1 protein-coding gene is annotated in these 2,431 nt (G+C 45.0%); it reads left to right on the forward strand.

The genetic code is table 11. From position 1 onward, the window contains the following. Positions 1 to 556 precede the first annotated feature (556 nt). Positions 557 to 2,128, forward strand: a complete 1,572-nt coding sequence (locus LC653_RS45720; protein ID WP_229501828.1) for an alkaline phosphatase D family protein — start codon at positions 557 to 559, stop codon at positions 2,126 to 2,128. The last annotated feature ends 303 nt before the right edge of the window (positions 2,129 to 2,431 follow it).

Below are 2,431 nucleotides of genomic sequence, written 5' to 3' on the forward strand. Positions count from 1 at the left end.
CGGATATATTTGATTACTTCTCAATATTTCCGACATAGCAGCGCCTGTATTGTTCACAGTCTTCAAGGAATTTCAAAAATCTCAGCAAATCAGAGCATTTTTCTCTCACCAGAGACATAAAAGAGCGATAATTCGTAATTCGTAATTCGTAATTCGTAATTCGTAAAGGGTTTGACAAAAGTTTCTGTAGCGGCGGTTCTGTTTGGTTGGGGTCTAAATCCCCCACAAAATTCTCCCAGTCCCAATGCCTCATGCCTCAATTCAATTTTAAACTTAATACAATCTTAATTTCTGCTTGATCTTAGGTTGGTAGGTTTCTTGTGTTTGGTTGAGCAGCTATTGGGAGACAAGTCAAGTCAATATAATTAGTAATTACTAATTCATAATTCATAATTATTAGACGGGTTAGAATTCCCTGCAACAATCAAGCAGCCACCTTTTCTTTGGAATTACGAATTACGAATTACGAATTACGAATTATTTAAGCCACTGTTTGTGCTTTTCACAACTGACCCTCCTGAATGCCAACTGTATTTACATCTGGGTAGGGGTGAATATGGAACTTATGGATGGTACGCGCCTGCTAGCAAATCGGTGCAGACGGCGGAATTTTTTGTTGGGTGCAGGATTCTTAACGGGGTTAACAATCGCTAGCCAATGGCATCCGGTATTGGCTAACTCAAGGTTTTCTGGCTATCCGTTCAGTCTTGGTGTTGCATCTGGCGATCCTTTGCCGGATGGTGTTGTGATCTGGACACGACTGGCTCCCAATCCACTCTCTGGAGGTGGAATGCCATTGGTAAATGTCCCTGTGCGGTGGCAAGTTGCCCTTGATGAAAACATGAGACGGGTGGTGCGGCGAGGAACAGTGCTGGCGACACCAGAGTTAGCCCACTCAGTCCACGTTGATGTCCGTGGACTAGACCCTGACCGTTGCTACTGGTATCAATTTCAAGCAGGTAGTGAAGTTAGCCCCATTGGACGGACTCGCACAGCACCAGCATTTTATGGCTCTATATCACAACTGAATTTTGCTTTTGTCTCCTGTCAAGACTGGCAAAATGGCTACTATACGGCTTATCGGCATTTGGCTGATGAAAACCTCGACCTTGTGGTTCATCTGGGTGACTACATCTATGAATACGGGCCACAATCCGGTGGGCCCCGTCAGCATAATAGTCCAGAAATTATCACTCTTGCCGACTACCGCGATCGCCACGCCCTGTACAAAACTGACCCGAATCTCCAAGCGGCTCATGCTGCTTTTCCCTGGATTGTCACTTGGGATGATCATGAAGTTGATAACAACTACGCCAACTTAATCCCCGAAGATAACCAAACCCAAGAAGCTTTTAGGAAACGGCGAGCTAACGCATACCAGGCTTATTATGAACACATGCCTCTGCGTCGGTTTTCATTGCCTAACGGCCCAGACATGCTACTTTATCGACGGTTCACTTTCGGTAATTTAGCTGAGTTCAATGTTCTAGACACCAGGCAGTACCGCACTAACCAACCTTGTGATGACGAACTTAAGCCTCGCTGTCCCGAAGCTTTTGATCCCAATGCTACCATGACCGGCTCAGAACAAGAGCAGTGGCTACGAAAAGGGTTAGATCAGTCGCGATCGCGCTGGAATGTGATTGCTCAACAGACCATGCTTGGCCAGTACAATTTTAATAGCAGTCTAGGTGCAGGTGTCTTCAATATGGATCAGTGGGACGGCTATGTGACTGCACGTAATCGACTCTTGAGTTTTCTAAACCAGCGTAAACCTTCTAATCCAGTGGTAATTACCGGAGACATCCATTCTAGTTGGGTACACGATCTGAAGCTTGATTTTAATAACCCAAACTCACCGACAGTAGGCACTGAGTTCGTAGGAACCTCAATTACCTCTGACTTTCCCACCCAATTCATCGCTCCAGTTCAAGCTTCCCTACCCAACAATCCCCATACTAAGTTTTTTGACGGTGCTTTCCGGGGATACGTGCGCTGCAAGCTTACCCCACAACGCTGGCAAAGTGACTACCGTGTTGTATCAAGCATCATTGATTTGAATGCCTCTGTCAAAACCCTAGCTTCCTTTGTAGTCCAAAATGGACAACCAGGAGCGCATCTAAGTTAACGGAAGTTCGATAAACCCTCCCTGAGTTAAACTAAAGTTCAACTCTCTCCCTCTCCGACTCGGAGAGGGACGGTTTTGCGTAGTAAAACCTTCTTAGAGGTCTTTATAGTACCTCAACAAATAAATTTTCTTAACCCAAGCGTATCGGCTTACAGTGTAATAAATCTTTTTGAAGAGTTATAGCTATAGCCATGAAGATTAGGACGTAGACTATAAGAGTTCCAATTGCGTCTACCCCATTTCAATGGCCAAAGCAAGAGAGTGATGATTTCCGGCAAAAAGTCATGCAAGCGATTGAGTTGG

Origin of the sequence: Nostoc mirabile CHAB5784 (assembly GCF_020829645.1) — a bacterium.
GTDB lineage: Bacteria > Cyanobacteriota > Cyanobacteriia > Cyanobacteriales > Nostocaceae > Nostoc > Nostoc mirabile.

Bases quoted from the DNA above. Each gene is read 5' to 3' on its own strand.
- LC653_RS45720 (WP_229501828.1), top strand. From the start codon at position 557: ATGGAACTTATGGATGGTACGCGCCTGCTAGCAAATCGGTGCAGACGG.